This is a genomic window from Pseudoalteromonas sp. 20-MNA-CIBAN-0454, from assembly GCF_040308685.1.
GTDB lineage: Bacteria > Pseudomonadota > Gammaproteobacteria > Enterobacterales > Alteromonadaceae > Pseudoalteromonas > Pseudoalteromonas nigrifaciens.
The window spans coordinates 46,009-65,416 of sequence record NZ_JBEOOB010000018.1; the positions used below are offsets into that span (position 1 = coordinate 46,009).

The 19,408-nt window shown below is 39.9% G+C and carries 17 protein-coding genes; 8 read left to right on the forward strand and 9 right to left on the reverse strand.

Going from position 1 to position 19,408, the window contains the following annotated elements; genetic code table 11:
• Window positions 1–147: 147 nt before the first annotated feature.
• The 5 genes from kch to AAEZ22_RS10490 form a co-directional block, all read right to left on the reverse strand.
• Entirely contained in the window at window positions 148–1,323 is a 1,176-nt protein-coding gene (kch, locus tag AAEZ22_RS10470) for a voltage-gated potassium channel protein (protein WP_011330128.1), read from the reverse strand.
• Window positions 1,324–1,511: 188 nt separating this feature from the next.
• Window positions 1,512–2,642, reverse strand: a complete 1,131-nt coding sequence (gene rnd / locus AAEZ22_RS10475; RefSeq protein WP_197182655.1) for a ribonuclease D — start codon at window positions 2,640–2,642, stop codon at window positions 1,512–1,514.
• Window positions 2,643–2,693: 51 nt separating this feature from the next.
• On the reverse strand, window positions 2,694–4,346 hold the full coding sequence (gene fadD, locus AAEZ22_RS10480; RefSeq protein ID WP_089369289.1) for a long-chain-fatty-acid--CoA ligase FadD: 1,653 nt from the start codon (window positions 4,344–4,346) through the stop codon (window positions 2,694–2,696).
• Between the two features lie 114 nt (window positions 4,347–4,460).
• Entirely contained in the window at window positions 4,461–5,312 is an 852-nt protein-coding gene (locus AAEZ22_RS10485; protein WP_011330125.1) for an alpha/beta hydrolase, read from the reverse strand.
• A 94-nt stretch (window positions 5,313–5,406) separates the two neighbouring features.
• Window positions 5,407–6,375 (reverse strand): IS30 family transposase, encoded by a 969-nt coding sequence (locus AAEZ22_RS10490; RefSeq protein ID WP_197183112.1) that lies wholly within the window; start codon window positions 6,373–6,375, stop codon window positions 5,407–5,409.
• A gap of 359 nt (window positions 6,376–6,734) precedes the next feature.
• On the opposite strand from AAEZ22_RS10490, the gene AAEZ22_RS10495 reads away from it, so the two are divergent.
• Complete coding sequence (locus AAEZ22_RS10495; protein WP_197183007.1) at window positions 6,735–8,024, forward strand: alkaline phosphatase; 1,290 nt, start codon at window positions 6,735–6,737, stop codon at window positions 8,022–8,024.
• Between the two features lie 91 nt (window positions 8,025–8,115).
• Here AAEZ22_RS10495 and AAEZ22_RS10500 read toward each other — a convergent pair whose 3' ends face one another.
• The 3 genes from AAEZ22_RS10500 to yoaA form a co-directional block, all read right to left on the reverse strand.
• Window positions 8,116–8,445, reverse strand: coding sequence for a hypothetical protein (locus AAEZ22_RS10500; protein WP_197183008.1), 330 nt, complete (start codon window positions 8,443–8,445; stop codon window positions 8,116–8,118).
• Between the two features lie 76 nt (window positions 8,446–8,521).
• Window positions 8,522–9,226, reverse strand: a complete 705-nt coding sequence (gene tsaB / locus AAEZ22_RS10505; RefSeq protein WP_197183009.1) for a tRNA (adenosine(37)-N6)-threonylcarbamoyltransferase complex dimerization subunit type 1 TsaB — start codon at window positions 9,224–9,226, stop codon at window positions 8,522–8,524.
• A 9-nt stretch (window positions 9,227–9,235) separates the two neighbouring features.
• Window positions 9,236–11,152: a DNA repair helicase YoaA gene (gene yoaA, locus AAEZ22_RS10510; RefSeq protein ID WP_058375083.1), complete on the reverse strand. Its 1,917-nt coding sequence runs from the start codon at window positions 11,150–11,152 to the stop codon at window positions 9,236–9,238.
• Between the two features lie 334 nt (window positions 11,153–11,486).
• Between yoaA and AAEZ22_RS10515 the strand changes: the two genes are divergently transcribed.
• Window positions 11,487–12,782 carry a cation:proton antiporter gene (locus AAEZ22_RS10515; RefSeq protein WP_197183010.1) on the forward strand — a complete coding sequence of 432 codons (1,296 nt, stop codon included), beginning with the start codon at window positions 11,487–11,489 and terminating at the stop codon, window positions 12,780–12,782.
• Between the two features lie 108 nt (window positions 12,783–12,890).
• Here the strand turns inward: AAEZ22_RS10515 and AAEZ22_RS10520 are convergent, their stop codons facing one another.
• Window positions 12,891–13,127, reverse strand: a complete 237-nt coding sequence (locus tag AAEZ22_RS10520; protein ID WP_011330119.1) for a hypothetical protein — start codon at window positions 13,125–13,127, stop codon at window positions 12,891–12,893.
• 396 nt (window positions 13,128–13,523) lie between these two features.
• On the opposite strand from AAEZ22_RS10520, the gene hisG reads away from it, so the two are divergent.
• From hisG to AAEZ22_RS10550, 6 genes are read left to right on the forward strand one after another with little or no spacing between them, the layout of a single operon-like run.
• Window positions 13,524–14,423, forward strand: coding sequence for an ATP phosphoribosyltransferase (gene hisG, locus AAEZ22_RS10525; protein ID WP_011330118.1), 900 nt, complete (start codon window positions 13,524–13,526; stop codon window positions 14,421–14,423).
• Between the two features lie 5 nt (window positions 14,424–14,428).
• The gene (gene hisD, locus AAEZ22_RS10530) at window positions 14,429–15,730 is read left to right on the forward strand and encodes a histidinol dehydrogenase (RefSeq protein WP_197183011.1); all 1,302 of its coding nucleotides are present in this window, start codon (window positions 14,429–14,431) and stop codon (window positions 15,728–15,730) included.
• Window positions 15,720–16,829 (forward strand): histidinol-phosphate transaminase, encoded by a 1,110-nt coding sequence (hisC, locus tag AAEZ22_RS10535; protein WP_197183012.1) that lies wholly within the window; start codon window positions 15,720–15,722, stop codon window positions 16,827–16,829. The genes hisD and hisC overlap by 11 nt, the downstream gene beginning before the upstream one ends.
• Entirely contained in the window at window positions 16,826–17,887 is a 1,062-nt protein-coding gene (gene hisB, locus AAEZ22_RS10540; protein WP_192531739.1) for a bifunctional histidinol-phosphatase/imidazoleglycerol-phosphate dehydratase HisB, read from the forward strand. Before hisC ends, hisB begins: the two co-directional genes overlap by 4 nt.
• Window positions 17,884–18,474: an imidazole glycerol phosphate synthase subunit HisH gene (gene hisH / locus AAEZ22_RS10545; protein ID WP_197183013.1), complete on the forward strand. Its 591-nt coding sequence runs from the start codon at window positions 17,884–17,886 to the stop codon at window positions 18,472–18,474. Before hisB ends, hisH begins: the two co-directional genes overlap by 4 nt.
• A 33-nt stretch (window positions 18,475–18,507) precedes the next feature.
• On the forward strand, window positions 18,508–19,236 hold the full coding sequence (locus tag AAEZ22_RS10550) for a 1-(5-phosphoribosyl)-5-[(5-phosphoribosylamino)methylideneamino] imidazole-4-carboxamide isomerase (protein ID WP_011330113.1): 729 nt from the start codon (window positions 18,508–18,510) through the stop codon (window positions 19,234–19,236).
• The last annotated feature ends 172 nt before the right edge of the window (window positions 19,237–19,408 follow it).

Here is a 19,408-nt window from a genome sequence, read left to right on the forward strand (position 1 = left end):
TGTTTAACAATTTTACTTTTTAGCTTTACCCTAAAATTAAAATAAGAGAGTTATTTAAGCTCTTATATTTCAACTTGAAGTTGACTAGTTTAGTTAACACTTAAGGTTATTATATAAGTAGTTAAGCATTGCCGTAATTAGCCGAGCTTATTCTGCATCACCAAAGAACAACTTAGTGATCAGTTTATTATCAATAGTCTCACCCTTTAGCGTTCTCACTAACAGCTCACTACCGAGTAGTTGCAATGAAAATACTACGTCAGGTTTTACGCGCTTAATTTGCGGAATATGTTTACTTGAATTAACCAAAGCAATTGTTTTAGTGTCCTCGCCAGCAACTTCTTTAGCCGCTAAAATACTAAACGCATTTTCAGCATCATCATTACGTAACGCTAAAATATAATTTGCCTTTTTAGCGCCCGCTTCTATTAAGATATCTGCTGAGCTTGAGTCGCCATAAACAATGTCTGCATCTACCGGGTATTCGTGTTCAGACCCTGTTGGGCACACTAAAGTAACTGCATCGCCACGCTCTACCAAACCCGCATAAACACTGTGTGCGGTGGGTGAAATACCTAAAATAATAAAATGATTTTTTCTCATTACGTTCGAAATCCTACCTTTAACAATTTTTTTAAGATTACCACCAATCACAGGGCCTATAATAGCACTGATAGAAGTAGCAAAAACGGTAATACCCATAACAATAATTGATGCGGTAAATAATCGCGCTGTAGACGTTACAGGGTAAAGATCGCCATAGCCTACCGTCGACATGCTCACAATAGAAAAGTAAAATGCAGTGGGTAAATCGGTAATAGGGGTACTAAACTCGCTGCCTAAATACAAAGTGCCAAACACAGCATAAAGCATTAATGCGCCTGTACTCGTTAGAGCAAACAAACTACCTGCGGTAATACTAGAGCCATCAAAGCTTTTCCAGTATACGAGTAATAACATGCTCACAACCATAGTGTAAGACAATAATATTAGCCCAGAGCTTGACGATGAAATACTAATAACCGCGACCACTATTAATAGTATCAGTGAAAAAGCCCACGCTAAACGTGCTTTTAAAGCTAAGCCAACCGACATTATTATTAAGCCTGCACCTAAAATAAAGCGCGGTAGTTCTGTTATTCCTATTTTATCAATTAAATTTAACCAATCGAGCGACCAGTTTAATACACCCGGTAGCATTTCGAGCATACGTGCAACAACAGGTTTAATTAGCCAGTAACCATTAAAAGCAACCAAAATAGCTAATATCCAAGCTGGTTTACATAGTTCTAATAGTTTACGTTTTATTGTTTCAACTTTCATAAAAAGCGCTTTAATAACAGTGGTATATAAAAAACACCACTAAATGAATAGCAAATAAATTAATAAAGCTATTATAACTGCCTCCCAATAATAGGTGCACTTATAATAGCTTAGTATTTATACCTGTTAGCTCAATACACTATTAAGTAAGTTATCTATGTAAGCTAACCTTAGATACTTAAATACGATCAAACATCCCATTCTTTTAGCGTATCTTTTACAAAAGAATAGCGCCAAGAACTAAGCAAATCTGGTTTAATATACTGCTCTTTTTGTGCTGCAGATAATTTCCAATTCCAACTAATTAGTTGATTAACCTGCTTTTTAGAAGCCATTACATCCTCTGGAATATTATGTTCTTTGGCAACTTTATTAATTTTTTGTTTTATCTCTTTCGCTACTTTTTTGTAACTAGGAAAGTCTATTAAACGCTTTAAAATTGCTGGGTGTTGCTCCTCAGGCAAAGCTTTTGCTTGCTCAATACACTTTAGTATTTCGACTCCCGAGCGGTTCACTTCTATCGCCTCAACGCCCGGAATTTGCCTTAATGCATTTAAACTTGCTGGCCCTCGTTTAGCAATTTCTGTCATATTATGTTCTTTTAATACAAAGTTAAGTGCTAAATTTTTACGAATTGCTTTATTTCGACGCCAAACAGCCAGCTCTCTTAATATTGCAAGTTCATGTGGCCTTAGTTGCCACGCATTTTTAATGTCTTTATAGAGCAGTTCATCTGGGGTTTGAAATTCACGCTTATTAGCCACTAACTCACTTTCGCTAATAACAATATTAAATAAATCGGCGGCTTTTACACTGTCAATAATAAGATTAAAACAGGGTAATAAATGATAGGCATCGGCAGCAGCGTACTCTAATTGTTTATTTGTTAATGGCCGTTGCAACCAATTTGTACGTGATTCACTTTTATCTATTTCAATATCCAGTAAGGTTTTTACCATTAGAGCAAAGCCCATGCAGTTTCCTTCGCCTAAAATTTGCAGTGCAAATTGAGTATCGAATAACGGCGTAGGAACAAACCCAGCGTACTTTTGAAAAACTTCTATGTCTTCTGAAGGAGAGTGAAATACTTTTAAAACAGCAGGATCTTTTAAAATTTGCCAAAAATCGAATAATGACAGTTCTGCCAGTGGATCTATAAGTGCTAAATGCTCGCCATCATAAACTTGAATAAGTGCAACTTCTGGGTACAAAGTACGGCGACGCATAAACTCTGTGTCTATGGCTAAAACGGGCTTGTTTTTAATTTGCTCAACAAAAGTATTAAGCTGATTTTGGGTTTCAATTAATTGGTAGTGCACTTAGTCTCCTACAATAAAAAAGCCGACATATGTCGGCTTTTTTAATAGTTGCTAATCTTTCAAGGCTCTTCTGAGTATTTTACCTACGTTAGTTTTAGGTAACTCATCCCTAAACTCAACAAGCTTAGGCACCTTATAATTAGTTAAATTATCACGACAGTGTTTTATTATATCTTTTTCAGTTAAAGAAGGGTCTTTTTTTACAACAAAAACTTTAACTTGTTCACCACTCGTATCGTGAGGGATACCAATAGCTGCTACTTCAAGCACTCCGTCGTGCATGGCAACAACTTCTTCAATTTCGTTAGGGAATACATTAAAGCCCGAGACAATAATCATATCTTTTTTACGATCGACTATATAAAAGAAACCTTCGTCGTCATAAGTTGCTATGTCACCGGTAGCAAACCAGCCATCTTGTAAGCTCTCAGCGGTTGCATCTGGGCGTTTGTAGTAACCAAGCATAACTTGCGGGCCTTTAACCCAAAGCTCTCCTGGTTCACCTTTTGCTGCTTCTTGGCCATTATCAAGAATTAATTTGATTTCGGTACTTGGAGCCGGTAAACCAATTGAGCCATTATATGCAGTTAAGTCATAAGGACTAACGGTAACTAAAGGAGAACACTCGGTTAAACCATACCCTTCCATTAATTTAGATTTTGTAACTGTTTGCCATTTTTCAGCAACTGGGCGTTGTACAGCCATACCGCCGCCTAATGACATTTTTAAGTGACTAAAATCAAGTTCAGCAAATCCTGGCGTGTTTAACAAACCATTAAATAAAGTATTTACACCCGTAATAGCAGTAAATTTAGCTTTACTTAATTCTTTAATAAAACCAGGCATGTCGCGTGGGTTAGTTATAAGTACATTTAATCCGCCGTACTTCATAAATGTTAAGCAGTTAGCCGTTAATGCAAAAATATGGTAAAGCGGTAACGCAGTTATTACCACTTCTTTACCGCGCTCAAGCACTGGGTCTAAACATCCTGAAACTTGCTCAAGATTACCTACCATATTACCGTGGCTTAACATTGCGCCTTTAGATACACCCGTTGTTCCACCGGTATATTGTAAAAAAGCTAAATCACTTAAGTTAACCTCTGGACGTACATAGGCATTTTCGTCGGCTTTAAGTAAATCGCAAAAATCTATGGTATTTGGCAAAGTGTAGCTTGGCACCATCTTTTTAATGTACTTAACAACAAAGTTTACAACATGCTTTTTAATGCCACCCATCATGTCACCTACTTGGGTAACAACAATATGTTTAACATCGGTATGCGGTAGCGCTTTTTCGAGTGTATCGGCAAAGTTAGCCAATATAAAAATTGCTGAAGTATCAGAATCTTTAAGTTGGTGCTCAAGTTCACGCACTGTGTAGAGTGGGTTTACATTAACAACAACACAGCCTGCACGTAAAATACCTAAAATAGCAATGGGCGTTTGTAACAAATTAGGCATCATAACTGCCACTTTGTCACATTTTTTAAGGCCTAAATCATTTTGAATATAAGACGCAACTTTTTTAGTTGCAGTATCAATTTCATCATAAGACAAGGTTTTACCCATATTTGTAAATGCGGGTAAATCTTTGTAGTCGGTAAAACTTTTTTCAAACACTTCGAGTAATGAGGCATAGTGCTCAGGATCGATAGTTTCAGGCATACCTTCTGGGTAGCGCTTAAGCCAAATTTTTTCCACTCTTAGCCCCTGTTTATAGTTATATTTTTATTAACCTTAATCTAAGTAAGGCACTTTGACAATTGAGCAAATACTCTAATGAAGAATAATCCCACATTTAACGCTAATATACAATTAACACACGCTACTTTGCACCATAAATGCTTGAATCTGTTCAAAACAGTGCGCACTGCTTTGCATATGACAGTGATGCCCGCCCTCTACAGTTATTACATTTAAGCTATTGTAATATTTAGCATAGTTTTCTAAATTTTGTTTTACAAAAGTGTAGCCTGTATCCCCTAGTATTAACTGACATGGCGCAATTAAATTTTTTATTGCACCAATACATTGCGCCTCATCAAACCTAAAACCTGAATGATTTTTAAGCTTTGGGTCGGTTGTTAATGCAAATCCATTTTTAATTGTTTTAATATTGCGCGCCATTAATACCTCAATAAGCTGGCTACTTAAGTCTGTTGTTTGCGCACGTGCTTGGTGTATTTGCTCTTTCGATTGATACACTCTTGGCTTTTTATTTTTTAGCCTGTCTCGGTTTAAAATAGCACTTTTAAGTTGTTGCGTTACTTCTTCACTTGGGGTTGTTACGCACCCTATTCCTTCTATAAATGTTACAGACGTTACATAGTCACTAAAGCAGCTTGCAAACACACCCGCCACCATAGCTCCCATAGAGTGCCCTACTAAATGTATTTTTTTTACCCCTAGAGTATTTATAAACTGATATATATCATCAATATAATCTACAAAATAATAGTGTGCGTCGTCGCTACGCCACGACGACAATCCGTGTCCGGCAAAATCAAGGCAATACCACGTTTGCTGCACTTTGGCATTTGCTAACATAGGGATATAACTTGCACTATTATCAAGCCAGCCATGTAGCGCAATTACAACTTCATCTCCACTTCCCGTTTTTAAACCATGAATATTTAAATTATTGATTTGAATATTAAATGGTTCCACAGCACACCCCTATTAATTTTATTAATGATTATTTATAACTGTTAGCTCTAACGTGTTTTAAAAGGCGCGGATTCAAATCTGAAGTGCATAACGTTTAGGCGGCTTTAGCCGCCAAGTGATCCTGCATCAATTTTGCAGGCGTTTCAAATCCAAGTGTCTTCCTCGGACGATTATTAAGTTGCTCAAGTACTGGTATAACTTGCGCTGGTGTTACCGCCTTAAAATCTGTGCTCTTCGGCCAATACTGACGTAGTAATCCATTCGTGTTTTCATTCAATCCGCGCTCCCATGAGTGATAAGGGTGAGCAAAATAAACAGGAATACTTAAAGCCTCTGTGATTTGCTCGTGATAAGCGAACTCTTTTCCATTGTCAGCCGTGATGGTATGAAGCGCTGACCTATATGGCCTTAATAGTTCTATCGTCGCCGCAGTGACGGCTTGTGCTGTTTTTCCTGCTACCTGAGTTGATACAGTGAATTGGGTAACCCGCTCTACAATGGTAACAAGGGCGCCTCGATGACCTTTGCCTATGACGGTATCTATTTCCCAATCTCCGATACGGCCTTTCTCATCAACTATTTGTGGGCGCTTTTCAATGCTAACGCGATTTTTTATTTGCCCTCGGTTTGTTTTACCATGACTGCGCTTGTGATATTTCTTACCGTGTCGGCGCAGATGTAGGTATAGCTCACCACCTGCTTTTTTATCTTCCCAGATATACAGATAAATGCATTCATGACTGACAGACCGCTCACTTTCTTTGCGTAACCATCCCGTTATTTGTTCAGGACTCCACTTCTCATTAAGCTTCTGGGTAATTAAAGCTATCATTTCAGGTGTCATCTTAAGCGGTTTTCTTACACTTCTTCGGCGAAACAAAGCCCGCTCATGAGCTTGCTTGTGTCTGTAACCTCGCTTACCTGTATTTCTAGAAAGCTCTCTTGAAATCGTAGATTGCGATAAATTAGTTAGCTCAGCAATACTTTGTTGCGTAAAACCGCTTTTCTTTAGAACGGCGATCTGGCATCTTTGCACATAGGTCAGTTGTTTGTAATGTCTCATTGTAAAATCTCTTGCCTGAGAAAAAGCAGTTAGCTTATGAGCAACTGACCACTTAATCTAGCCAAAACAAGTTATGCACTTACAATTTGAATCTAGGAGGTGTTTTTAAATCTATCCTTCAGTAGTTATAGACAATGTAACCTTTAATGATAGGTATTTGCTACCAACTAATTTAAAACAAAGGAGTAATTATAACTAAGCAAGTAAATTAGTTTATGTGAACCTGATTTAATAAAGCTTAAGCGCAATATAACTTTAACACTTTGCTTTAGTCGTTCATCGATATTAATTTATTTATCATATTAACTGTATACAATAACTCCAAGCTATTAAATTAAGTACATTTAAAAGGTACAAATATGAAAAAACAGCTCAGTTTATTGGCGCTTTTATGCAGCGCAACAGGTGCTTATGCAGATTCGGCACCAAAAAATATTATTTATATGATTGGCGATGGTATGGGCCCAGCTTATACAACTGCTTATCGCTACTTTAAAGACGATTCGAACACAAAAGCAATTGAAAGCACTGTATTCGATACTATTTTAACTGGCATGGCACACACCTACCCAGACGATCATACTTATGTTACCGACAGCGCAGCAAGCGCTACAGCGTTAAGCAGCGGCCATAAAAGCTATAACGGTGCTATTGGCGTAGATACCAATAAAAAGCCCGTTAAAACGATGTTAGAAATTGCAAAAGAGCGCGGTATGACCACGGCACTTGTCGCTACTTTGCAAATTAACCACGCCACACCGGCAAGCTTTGCAGCTCATAATGAATCTCGCGGTAACTACGATGAAATTGCTAATGATTACATTGACAATAAAATTGCGGGCAAGCTACCCGTTGATTTAATGCTAGGTGGAGGGACTAAATATTTTATTCGTGAGGACCGTAACTTAATTGAAGAATTTAAAGCCGCTGGTTATCAATACTCCGACGACATTAATAACCTAGGCCAAATTACGCAGCTCCCTGCCATTGGTTTATACGCCGAAAAAGGCCTTCCATACGCAATTGATGAGCACCCCAATCGCCTTGCACGATTAACCACTAAAACACTTGATTTATTAGATGGCCAAAACAAAGAAGGTTTTTTTGTGATGATTGAAGGCAGCCAAATTGATTGGTGTGGCCATGCTAACGATATAGCCTGTGCTATGGCAGAAATGGACGATTTTGCTAAATCGGTCGAAAAAGCAAAAGCATACGTTGATAAAAACCAAGACACGATTTTAATTGTTACCGCAGATCACTCAACAGGTGGTTTAACACTTGGTGCCCACGGACAATACAAGTGGGATACCGAAATAGTTAAAGGCGTTAAAGCCTCGGCTGGTAAATTAACCTCGCTATTAATGGATACCAGTGATTTAAAAACAGTTTGGTCGGCTAATACTAATATTGAGTTTAGTGCTGAGCACCAAATTAAACTTGAGCAAGCTAAAAAAATGGGTAAAAAGCCTTTAAATTTAGCCATTAAAAGTATTATTAACGATGCCAGCTTTACTGGCTGGACAACTGGTGGCCACACAGCAGTTGATGTACAAGTATTTGCCTATGGTAAAGGTAGCGAGCAATTTACGGGCTCACAAAACAATACTGACATTGCCGATAAGCTAATTGCATTTATAGAAAAATAACGTATTAGAAACAATGCACATATAACAAATAAAAAGCCCGATCATCTAATATGTTCGGGCTTTTTATTTTTAAATTTTATATTTGAGTAATTTAAGCGTAAATGTCTACACCAATTAAATCTTGCACTTCAGCACGTCGTTCTAAATTTGCAAATTCGGTATAAGTGGAAATAGCCTTGCTTACTTGTGCTGAGGGTTGGTCGTAAATAGTTTGATTATATTGTGTATTTGCGTCGTTCGCTTTAAAAAACTGATTGGCTAACTCTACGCCTTCACGACTGTTTTTAACATAATCGGTATTCGTTTTTGGCGCAGCAGTATGCTCTAACAAACCTTGTGGTTTATTAGTAACTACTTTAGCAGAGCTAACTCTACCCGGAATATCTCCGGTAAAAAAACCTGAACCAATAGGCAGCGTCATTACGCGTCTCCAATCTTAATCTATTTAAAATTATGATTTAAAAACAACCAATTTGCAAATACTCGTTATTTAATTTTCACTCTCGACCTGGAAGCTTTTTCCAAGTAACAGTATCGCGTACATATTTAGGCTGTGCATCGCTTGCTTTTACAACGTTACCTGCTAAAAAGCCTGCTTCTACAAATGCTAGCATGTAGCGTGCATCAGGCAGTGTGATCTCGCTATTTATAGCTACGTTATTAAAATCATTCAACGCATCAGGGTATGTTTTAAACCCTGTACCTACAGCAACCGATTGTGGTGCACTATTGGCTATATAATCTTGATTTAACAACTCAGGTTTAATTACGCATTCTTGATTAACTAATTGCATTAAGCCGTTTTGTGCTTGGTAATGCGCAAAGTAAATCTCTCCCATGCGGGCGTCAATACTGGGATAAACACTTTCATGGCCGTGTTGCTCAAACGCTTGTTGCGCCATAATAGCTAATGTAGATACCCCTACAAGTGGCAATTTAGTTGAATATGCTAAGCCTTGTGCAATAGCTACACTAATACGTACTCCCGTAAAACTACCTGGACCTTGACCAAAGCCAATTACGTCTAAGTCTTTTAATTTACAGTTTGCGCTGGTTAATAGCTGATCTATTAATGGCAGTATTTTTTGACTATGCTGCTGCGGGCATTCTTCAAAATGATGAAATGTTTGCCCCTTAAAATGTAAAACAATTGATAGCGCTTCGGTAGACGCATCAAGGGCAAGAATATTACTTTTGATCATTTTATTACTCTAATTAATTTGTTGTAAAAATTTATTGGCATCTTCTAAGCTTCGCGTGCGGCGCATTGGCGGTAAGCTCTTTAAAAATACTTGCCCGTACTGGCGTGTAACTAAGCGATTATCGCATATTACAAGTACGCCTTTGTCTTTACTGTCGCGTATTAACCGCCCTACTCCTTGCTTAAGCGCAATAACTGCTTGTGGTAATTGTATATGTGCAAAGGGGTCTTTTCCTTGCATTTGGCAGTCTTGCATTTTAGCTTGTAGTAAAGGGTCATCTGGTGCGGCAAATGGAAGCTTATCAATAATAACACAGCTTAGTGTACTGCCGCGTACATCAACCCCTTCCCAAAATGAAGCCGTCCCTAATAGCACTGCGTTACCATGACGGGTAAACTTTTCTAAAATAATACGTTTCGACATTTGTCCTTGCATATAAACTGGGTAGTCTATTTGCGTAGTAAGCCCTTCGGCTACTAAATGCATCATACGGTAACTTGTAAAAAGCACAAAACAGCGTCCTTTAGCCGACTTAATCAGTTCCAGCGTTAATTTTACAATTGCGTGGGGCATATTGTCTGCGTGCGACTCAGGTAAGTAACGCGGCAAACACAGCAGTGCTTGGTTTGGATAATCAAACGGGCTATCTACCATCATGCTTTGTTTGGGTGTTAGTCCAAGGCTGGCGTTAAAGTGGCTAAGCTGATTATCGACGGACAATGTAGCCGAGGTAAATACAAACCCTGCGCCTGTATCGGCCATCATTTTAGCAAATTTAACTGATACATTTAATGGCGTTATATTAATAGTTAAATAACGGCGGGTGGTTTCATACCAATAACTAAAACCTGTTTGTGTGGTATCGAATACCCGCTCCAACTGGCCTTTAAATGCCAGTGCACGTTCAAACGGGTGCTCTATTTTATCGCTTCTGTCTAAGCAAAGTTTTAATACCTGATAAACAAAGTCTAGGTCGCTAATAACCCGATGCAACGCGGCGCAAATTTGCTTATCGCTGAGCTTGGCGCGCCAATCACCACGGCTGCCATCAACACCAAACTGCAGGCGTAAATCGGCAACACTGGTTTCGAGTTTATTTAAGCTTTTACCTAGCTGCAGCATGTCAGGGATTTCGGCTCGATAAATGGCGCGTAAATCGTTTATTAAATCCACCAGCTTTTTAGTGCTAACGCTTTCGCCAAAGTAATCACTAGCAATTTCGCTTAATTGGTGTGCTTCGTCAAATATATAAGCATCTGCTGTGGGCATCAGCTCTGCAAAACCACTGTCTTTTACCGCCATATCAGCAAAAAATAAATGATGGTTAATTACCACTATATCGGCATCAGCCGCATTTAAGCGTGCTTTTCTTATATAACAAGCTTGAAAGTCGGGGCATTCTTTGCCTAAACAGTTGTCTGCGGTGGAGTTTACATAAGGTAATACTTTTGCATCGTCTTCTATACCAATACAGTCGGCTAAGTCGCCTGACTGTGTTTCGCTGGCAAACTTAGCCACCATAGCTAATTGGTGCATTACATCAGAATCGTCGGTAGGTACATGAGCCACATGCTGATTAAGTCGATAAGTACATAAGTAGTTTGCTCGGCCTTTTAATAATGCCGTTTTTTTAGAAGCACTTAACGCTTTTACGAGTTGAGGTAAGTCGCGATGATATAACTGCTCTTGCAGGGCTTTAGAGCCCGTAGATATGATGGTTTTACCTTTTGATTTAAGCGCGGGGGCTAAGTAGGCAAAGGTTTTTCCTGTGCCCGTACCGGCTTCAACTACTAGTTGTGAGCTGTTTTTTAACGCATCAGCAACGGCAACGGCCATATCTATTTGTGGCTGTCGTGGTGTATACCCATCTAAAGATAACGCCAAAGGCCCGGTTGCACTAAACAGCTGTTTGATAATACCAATCACTTTACAATAAATAATAGCGCGATTTTACGTAAGCTAACCACCAAGGGCAAGTAATTACAAAGTAGTTTTACTTTTATGACGCTATTTATAAAATAAAATCTTCATTTTAATTATTCATCCTAAATTACCAAGACACGTTATTACTAACTTAGCTTTAAAGTTATGACAACACTATTAACAATGGCTCATTTACTATTAACCAGTTGCGATAGTAAAGTTAAATTAAACGCCTAATTCGCCTATAAATATTGTGACACTATAATATGACAGGAGTACCATAGCAGCCTTGAAACTCGCTTTTTGTGTGTCGCTTATAATTAATTAAGGTTAATCGATGAATGCTTGGTACCTCATTTGCTTTCTTTCTGCACTTGCTATTTTTATTGCATTTGCAAATCAATATATTCTTAAAATGCAAACCACTATTGCCATTACCACAGGCTCGGTTGTCATTTCATTATTGTTGATCATTGCCGTTAAGCTTTTGGGCGATCAAAACGCGTTAGCTATGACCCAAATTGTCTCGAGTATTAACTTTAATGAGTTACTTCTTAAAGGCATGCTAGGCTTTTTGTTGTTTGCCGGCGCACTGGAAATTAACCTGCAAGCTCTTAAAAAACAACGCTGGGAAATAACCGTTTTAGTCTTGTTTTCTACCTTGGTTTCTACTTTTATAGTTGGCTATTTAAGTTTTTACTTATTTGCTGCCTTTGGCTGGCCAGTGCCTTTTATATACTGTTTATTATTTGGTGCATTAATTAGCCCCACCGACCCAATTGCAGTACTGGCTATCATTAAGCAAATGCGTGCACCTGAGGGTATTTCGGTACAAGTTGAGGGCGAATCGCTTTTTAACGATGGGATTGGTTTAGTTATATTTACCACTATTTTTTCAGTAGCCTTTTATGGTACCGATGCAAACTTTAAAGATATAGCCGAGCTGTTTTTTGTTGATGCCCTTGGTGGTATAGCGTTTGGCTTGGCTATTGCACTGGTTGGCCACTTTTTAATTATTAATAGTCGCGACGTAAATATTCGCTTACTGATCACCCTTACTATCCCAAGCGCAGGATTTGCAGCGGCTAATTTATGGGAAATATCGGGCGCGCTTGCTATGGTAACCAGCGGTATTTTGTTAGGTAATATTACTCGCTCTAAAGCCACTGAACGCACCGGGCCCGATGATACCCGTTATGTAAAAGACTTTTGGCATGCCACTGACAGCTTTTTAAATGCGCTACTGTTTTTAATTATTGGCATGCTCATAGTGACCATGCCCATTACGCTAAGTGAAATTGGCGTAGGCTTGCTGATGATACCTGCTGTGCTTATAGCCCGTTTTATTAGTGTAGGTGTCCCTTTTGTATTGTTTAAACAATTTAGAAGTTACGACAAGCATAGCGTTAAAATATTAACCTGGGGCGGATTAAGAGGTGGCTTAGCATTAGCCATGGCAGCGGCCATACCCCGTGAAGAAGTTTTTATTGGCGGCTCTGATTTACATAACCTAATTGTAATTGTGACCTATGTAGTGGTGATTTTTTCAATTATTATTCAAGGTTTAACTATTTCACCACTTATTCACAGCAGTATTGCATCTGCAGAGCAAACTAAAAAAACGGCTAATTAAGCTATTACTTTGCTGCGGTTAACTGGTTATATACATGATCAAATAGCGCCTACTTTGGGGCGTATTTGATCTGTTTTGTAGCTGCGCTTAATAACGCAGCTTAACAACTTATGCCCATGTATCTAGGTGCGGCGTACCGTCTTCATCTTTTTTAATACCCGAGTTATCGGTGTTTTCGTTGATAAGTGAAAGCTTTTGTTTTTTTTCTAACTCACGTTTTTTACGTTCGTCTAATGCGACTTTGTCAGTACTCGCACCTTGTTTTACGCCCGCAATATAAAAAGCCCCTTTAGGCTCGAGCGCTAAACGCGTAATTGGCCCTAAGTAGGGGATCATAATATCCATACATCCTCCTTCAATACCAAAATCAATTTATGGTATGAGCTTTTAAAGCTTAAGTTAATATACATTAATCCTAGTTTATATCGGCGGTTATAACATATTCTTTAATTATGCAAAAAAAGGCTTGCCATATTATGCTGCTTTATGTTTTTATAATACGCACAAATCGAGATACATAACAACACACGTTAACTATATAAACGTTTGTTAAATAGGACAATAAAATGCGCTTAAACCTGACATCAGTACATCACCACCATTCATCGGAATAACCTGTCAGGTCTTTCGCTGAGAGGTTATTCCTAAAAGGAACCTCTGGCGAGTCATACAAATTGATTCATTTTCGCCCTGAGGTTCCGCCTCGGGGTTTTTAGTTTTTAAATTAAAGGAAAATGAATAATGAACAACAGTAATCGTCTACGTATCGCCATCCAAAAGGGCGGCCGCCTTTCAAAAGATTGCCAAGAGCTACTTAAACAGCTAGGTATCAAACTTAACCTTCGTGAACAACGCTTAATTGCACACTCAACTAATATGCCAATTGATGTATTACGTGTGCGCGATGACGACATTCCAGGCTTAGTAATGGAAGGCGTATGTGATTTAGGTATAGTGGGTGAAAACGTACTAGTAGAAGTGCAAGCTGAGCGTTTACGCCAAGGCATCCCAAGCGAAGTAACTAAACTGTCTAAACTAGACTTTGGTTACTGCCGCCTAGCACTAGCGTGGCCACAAGAGCTTGGTAAGCAAGACAAGAGCTGGTTTGAAGGCAAGCGCATTGCTACCACCTACCCTGAAATTTTAAAACAGTACTTAAAACGCGAAGGCATTAACGCCAGCACGGTTATGCTTACCGGCTCGGTTGAAGTAGCGCCACGTGCAGGCCTTGCTGATGCAATTTGTGATTTGGTTTCTACTGGCGCAACGCTTGAAGCGAATGGATTAATGCAAGGCGATACTATTTTAGAATCAAACGCTTGTTTAATTCAAAATAAAGACCTACAAGATACCGATAAATTAGCACTTATTAATAAGCTTATGCCGCGCCTACGTGGTGTTAGACAAGCTAAAGAAAGCAAATACATTATGCTACACGCGCCAAAAAATAAGCTTGAAGAAATTTGCGAAATTTTGCCTGGCTCTGGTCAACCTACCCTACTTGCCCTTGCCGGTAGTGATGATTATGTAGCACTGCACATGGTAAGCAGCGAAACTTTATTTTGGGAAACCATGGAGCAGCTAAAAGCCTTAGGTGCTAACTCAATTTTAGTTATGCCTATTGAAAAAATGATGGAGTAAGTAACATGCTTCGTTGGAATGAGGAATCTTCACAAGCACAAGCAGCGGCGCTAACACGCCCTGCGGTTTCGGCCAGCGCTAAGGTTGAAGCTATATGTAAAACTATTTTAGCTAAAGTAAAAGAGCAAGGCGACGACGCTTTGCTGGACATGGCTAAAGAGTTTGATAATAGAGCGAATCCACGTTTACGTGTGCCGCTTGATGAAATAAACGCATCTGAGCAGGCGCTCAGTGCAGAGCTTAAGTATGCCATTGATACCGCTTATGCAAATGTAAAATGTTTTCATGAAGCGCAATTACCTAAAGATATTAAATTATCGACCCAACCGGGCGTTGTGTGTGAACTGAAATATCAAGCCATCGAAGCTGTTGGTATATATGTACCCGGTGGCAGTGCACCGCTGCCATCATCGGTTATTATGCAAGGTGTATTAGCCCAATTAAGCGGTGCAAAAACCGTTGTACTTGCTACCCCCGTACAAGGCGATAAAGCCATTAACCCCGCTATTTTATACGCAGCAAAATTATGCGGCATTACCACGCTAATAGAAAGTGGTGGCGCAGGCGCAATTGCAGCAATGGCTTATGGCACAGAGTCAGTGCCTAAAGTGAATAAAATTTTTGGCCCAGGTAATAGCTTTGTCACTATGGCTAAGCAACTTGTGGCGCAAACTGTACCTGGCATGGCCATTGATATGCCTGCAGGCCCATCTGAAGTATTAGTTATTGCAGATGAACGTGCAAACCCAGAATTTATAGCCGCCGATTTACTCTCACAAGCAGAGCACGGTGCTGACTCGCAAGTTATTTTATTATGTAACAGCGAAAGTATTATAGAGCAAACTCAGCAGGCGCTTACTCGCCAACTTGCTAAATTAAGCCGCAAAGAAACCGCCGAGCAAGCCTTGGCTAACTCGTCACTTATTTTAGTTGACTCAATCGCACAAGCGTTTGACGTATCAGCGCAGTACGGCCCTGAGCACTTAATTTTGCAACTAGCAGACTCCACACCCTACCTAAATAAAGTTAAAAATGCGGGCTCAGTATTTGTGGGCGATTATACACCTGAATCGGCAGGCGATTATGCATCAGGTACTAATCACGTATTGCCAACCTATGGTTATAGCGCAAGCTATTCTAGCTTGAACTTACTTGATTTTTTTCGCACCTACACAGTGCAAACAATTACTAAAAGTGGTTTAACCCAGCTGTCAAAAGCTATTTTACCCCTTGCAAATGCCGAGGGCCTTGATGCTCACGCAAATGCGGTTTCAATTCGCTTAGAGGCAATTAAAAATGAGCAATGAGAGCACGCAAGCTAATAACTTATTACCAGCAAATATTGCAGCGCTTGCTGCTTACAGCTCAGCTAAAAGTGAAAAGTTAAGCGGCACAACTTGGTTAAATGCCAACGAAAGTCCGTATGCTAAAACCATCCAGCTGAGTGCTGAAGATTTAAACCGCTATCCAGATCCACAACCACAACTGGTTATTGATCGCTACGCGGCGTATGCAGAGCTTGAAAGCGAAAACGTGCTAATGACCCGTGGTGCCGACGAAGGCATAGAGCTTTTAGTGCGAACATACTGCGAAAGCGCAAAAGACAGCATTGCGCTATTTTTGCCAACTTACGGCATGTATAAAGTCACTGCCGATACACACAATGTCGCCATTAACGCACTAACACAAGCGCTATTATTAAATGGCAGGGTTGATGAAATAGTAGATGCGGTTGGCAGCTCAAAATTGGTATTTATTTGTAACCCAAATAACCCCACAGGCAGCTTAACCCCACTTGATAAAGTGACAGCAATTGCAACAGCACTTACAGATAAAGCATTGGTTATTGTTGATGAAGCCTATATAGAATTTTGCCCAGAGCAAAGCGCTACAAAATTAATAAACCAATTTAGTAATGTAGTGGTGCTACGTACCCTTTCAAAAGCATTTGCACTGGCAGGCCTTAGAACCGGTTTTACGCTTGCACAAGCAGCAACTCTTGCGCCAATTCGTAAAGTAATAGCGCCGTATCCGGTATCTGGCGTAGTAGCAAGTATTGCAGCGCAAGCAATTGCTCCCGATGCAATTACCTCAATGCGCCGCCAAGTGATTATTTTAAACGCTTTAAAAGCTAAACTTGTACAGTGGCTAAGTGAATCGCCTGCTGTATTAAAAATTCTCACTGGTGAAGGTAACTTTGTTACTTTAAAGTTAGCCGATAAAAACTATTTTAAAATCGCACTTGAGCAAGGTTTGGTTATGCGCGCTTTTACCTTATATGGTGAAAGCGACTGGCTACGCATTTCAATTGGTAGCGAACAAGAACTTAAACAAGTAAAAATTTGGCTTGATGGCCTAGCATTGCCAACAGCCTCAGCAATTTCAGCACAACAGGAAGTATCATGAGTAACCCCTATTTATTTATTGACCGCGACGGCACCATAATTGAAGAGCCAATTACCGATAAACAGGTAGACAGCCTTGAAAAGCTGGCGTTTTTACCCGGTGTAATGCCCGCATTATTACAATTACAAGCAGCAGGCTATCGCTTAGTAATGGTATCTAACCAAGATGGTTTAGGCACCGACAGCTTTCCTACACAGGATTTTGATCTAGCCCAAGACAAAATGATGGACATACTACAAAGCCAAGGCATTAACTTTGACGAGGTATTAATTTGCCCACACTTTGACGAGCAAAACTGCGATTGCCGTAAACCTAAAACAGGTTTACTTACCGAGCTAATGCGCTCAGGCAAAGTAGATTTAGCGCGCTCTTTTGTAATTGGCGACCGTGAAACTGATATAGGCCTGGCGCAAAATTTATGTTGCGAAGGTATTTTGTACGATGGCGATTGGAGTGCAATAGTTACTAAACTAACTACCGCAAACCGCGAGGGCCGCGTTACACGTAATACCAAAGAAACTCAAATAGATGTAGCAATAAACTTAGATCAAACTAAAAACGGCAGTATAGATACCGGCCTTGGCTTTTTTGATCATATGCTTGATCAAATTCGCACCCACGCGAATATTGGTTTAAACATTAAAGCCAAAGGCGATTTGCACATAGACGAGCACCACCTTGTTGAAGACATAGGTATTGCTCTAGGTGTTGCACTTAAACAAGCCTTAGGCACTAAATCGCAAATTGCTCGCTATGGTTTTGCCCTGCCAATGGATGAATGTAAAGCCGAAGCACAAATTGATTTATCGGGGCGTGCTTCGTTTGTACTTAACGCTAATTTTAGCCGCGAAAAAGCAGGCGATTTAGATGTACAAATGGTTGAGCATTTTTTCAAAAGCTTAAGCGATAACGCCGCAATTAGCCTAATTTTATCGGTAAGCGACGGTAACTGCCATCATCAAGTAGAGGGTTTATTTAAAGCTTTTTCTCGCGCACTGCGCATGGCAATAGCGCAAGATATTAGCCAGCAAACTGCTAGCTCTAAAGGGTGTTTATGATTGCGATAATAAATACCGGATGCGCTAATATAAACTCAGTGCGTTTTGCCTTTGAACGTTTAGGACAAACGCCAACTGTAATTACCTCTCCAGAGCAGTTAGCGGGTTTTGAGCGCGCTATATTACCCGGTGTTGGCCATGCTTCGGTTGCCATGAAACGCTTAGTAGATAACGGTTGGCAACACGCTATAAACGAATACCAGCGCCCGCTAATGGGTATTTGCTTAGGTATGCAGTTACTGTGCGAAAGCACCGAAGAAGGTAACGTGCAGTGCTTAGGTAAAATACCTGGGCATGTAACAGCGCTTGATGTAGGTCAACTTACGTCACCGCATATGGGCTGGAACAATTTAACCATAAATAAAGAGCATGCCTTAACAAAAGGACTAACACCCGACGAGCAAGTGTACTTTGTACACAGCTTTGCGCACACGGTAAACAACGCCACATTAGTAAGCGGCGAGTATGGACAACATTTTTCGGCCATAGTGGCCAAAGATAACTATGCCGGCATGCAGTTTCACCCAGAGCGCAGCGCTAAAATAGGCGCGCGTTTATTACAAAATTTTGTTGATTGGCAGTTGTAGACTGCCCCTCATCTATTAATAAAGAGACACACTGTGATTATTCCAGCATTAGACGTATTACAAAATCAAATTGTGCGCTTATACCAAGGCAAATACGAGACTGTACAGTTTTACCCATTCGAGTTAGGCGCGCGTTTAAAAGAATACGCCGACAGCGGCGCAGGTAAACTTCACTTAGTTGATTTAGAAGGTGCCCGCGATCCAAGTAAAAAACAGTGGCAACACATTCAAGCGGCTACAAAAGCACTTAATGTGCCGTATCAAGTTGGCGGTGGCATTCGCTGTGAGCAAGATGTAAGTGATTGGCTAAAAGCCGGCGCAAACCAAGTGGTTATTGGCTCAATGGCGGTTGAAAAACGCGAACAAGTTAAAGCCTGGATTGAGCAGTTTGGCGCAGAGCACTTTGTTATTGCCCTTGATGTAAATAAAACAGCCACTGGCTGGGCTCCGGCAACCCATGGTTGGCTAACTGAATCTGAGTTTGGTTTACTTGAGCTAGTAGATTTTTATGCTAACTTAGGTGTTATCGATTTTTTATGTACGGACATCAGCAAGGATGGCACCATGACCGGCCCATCGTTCGCGCTGTACGAGGATTTAATTAAGCATAACTCAACTATTAAAGTACAAGCATCTGGTGGCGTAAGCTCACTTGATGACATTAAAAAGCTCAAAGAGTTGGGTATTGGCGGTATTATTTTAGGTAAATCACTGCTCGATGGCGCCTTTAGTGTGGAAGAAGCACTAGCAGTAACACGCTAAGAATCTAATATATATACAAAAAAGCACAGTACCTATACTGTGCTTTTATTCATTAACTTAATTATTAAGCAACACCTCAAGTAAAACCCTTAACCTAGCCTCATACAGTACTTAAAGTAGCCCTAGCAATATAGTAAGCTCTTTCAAACTCGCAATTTTGCAACATAATATA